This is a genomic window from Aurantimicrobium sp. (assembly GCF_036667855.1).
Taxonomy (GTDB): Bacteria; Actinomycetota; Actinomycetes; order Actinomycetales; family Microbacteriaceae; genus Aurantimicrobium.
The window spans coordinates 6,912-8,819 of the sequence record NZ_JAVWTF010000055.1 but is presented as its reverse complement, the minus strand read 5'-3'; the positions used below and the strand labels follow the sequence as shown (position 1 = coordinate 8,819).

Below are 1,908 nucleotides of genomic sequence, written 5' to 3'. Positions count from 1 at the left end.
AGATCAGCACAAAGTCTTTGAACCCAGCAAGGTGGCAGGCCTGCGCAGACGCATCATCTTGGCCACGAACGTGGCCGAGACCAGCCTCACAGTCCCCGGCATCAAATATGTCGTTGATGCCGGAACAGCCCGCATCTCGAGATATTCCCCCCGAGCCAAGGTGCAGCGCCTGCCGATTGAGGCGATCTCTCAAGCCAGTGCAAACCAGCGCTCAGGTCGTTGTGGTCGAACCAGTGACGGTATTGCCATCCGCCTCTACTCAGAAGAAGACTTCGAGCGCCGCCCAGAATTCACCGACCCCGAAATCTTGCGCACCAATCTCGCCTCGGTGATTCTGCAAGCGGCCTCACTAGGACTGGGTGACATTTCCCAGTTCCCTTTCCTACAAACACCTGACTCGAGAGGCGTCAAGGACGGCCTGGACCTGCTCAAAGAGCTCGGCGCCATCCAGAACAACACGGGGGCGACCAAGCTCACCAAGATTGGCGTGGATCTCTCCCGGCTGCCCATTGAGCCCCGCTTTGCCCGCATGGTGCTGGAATCCAGAAACCACGGCGTCACCCGAGAAGTGATGGCCATTGTGGCGGGGCTCACTGTGCAGGACCCGAGAGAGCGTCCACTCGAGAAGAGACCGCAAGCAGATCTCTCCCATGCGCGCTTCACAGACCCCACGAGTGACTTCCTCTCGCTGCTCAACCTCTGGAACTACCTCGAAGAGAAGCAGAAAGAACTCTCGTCCAGTGCCTTCCGCCGGATGTGTAAAGCAGAGTTCTTGAACTACCTGCGCGTGCGCGAGTGGAATGACGTCTATCGCCAGCTGAAGACACTGACCAAGCCGCTGGGTCTGTCTCTGGGCGAGCCCAAGATTGACCCCGACGGCATTCACAAGTCGCTACTTTCCGGCCTTCTTTCCCACATTGGCCTCAAGCAGGTCAGTGACAACAAGCTCGGAGACAAGCGAGGAGCACACAACAGCCCTCGCAAACAACAGCATGAGTTCATGGGGGCACGGAACCAGAAGTTCGTTATCTTCCCGGGTTCTGCCCTAGCTAAGAAACCACCTGCTGCCGTGATGAGCGCGGAGCTGGTGGAAACCAGCAGGCTCTTTGCCCGCACGAACGCAGCTATCGATCCTGGCTGGGCAGAAAAGATTGCGGGAGATCTCTGCAAGCGCAGCTATAGCGAACCTCATTGGGAGAAGAACCAAGGAGCTGTTGTTGCCTATGAGCGCGTGACGCTCTTTGGAGTCACTCTCGTGGCCCACAGAAGAATGCAGTATTCCAGAGTTGATCCAGAACTCTGCCGTGAACTCTTTATTCGGCATGCACTCGTCGACGGAGAATGGGATTCCAAGCAGGCATTCGACCGCAGTAACCGAGCACTTCGCAGACAGCTCGAAGAACTTGAAGAGCGCTCCAGAAGAAGAGACATCTTGGCAGACGACGAAGTTGTCTTCGCCTTCTATGACCAGCGCATTCCAGCTGACGTCCTCTCCACCCGAAGCTTTGAAGGCTGGTGGAAGAAGGAACGCGCGACCAACCCTGACTTCCTGACCATGCAGCGTGCTGATCTGCTGGAAGAAACAGAAGCAGAGCACGACGAGAATGAATTCCCCTCGGAGTGGGTCTATGGCGACCAGAAGCTCAAGCTGAAGTATCGCTTCGAACCAGGCCGTGAAGATGACGGCGTCACTGTTGAAGTTCCGCTGCCTCTCTTGGCGCGCCTCGACCCAGAACCCTTTGAGTGGCTGGTTCCAGGCCTTCGCCTCGAACTCATCACGGGCCTGATCAAGACGCTGCCGAAGAACATTAGAAGGCAAGTCGTTCCGGCAGCGGACTGGGCAGCAAAGGCCGCAGCCACCTTGCCCGAAACACCACAGGGCAACCTGCTCACAACGGTTGCCAAAGC

1 protein-coding gene is annotated in these 1,908 nt (G+C 57.3%); it reads left to right on the top strand.

What is annotated here, in order from left to right; translation table 11 throughout:
• A partial coding sequence (gene hrpA, locus RR877_RS09055) for an ATP-dependent RNA helicase HrpA (RefSeq protein WP_332627974.1) occupies positions 1-1,908 on the top strand: 1,908 nt, incomplete at both ends.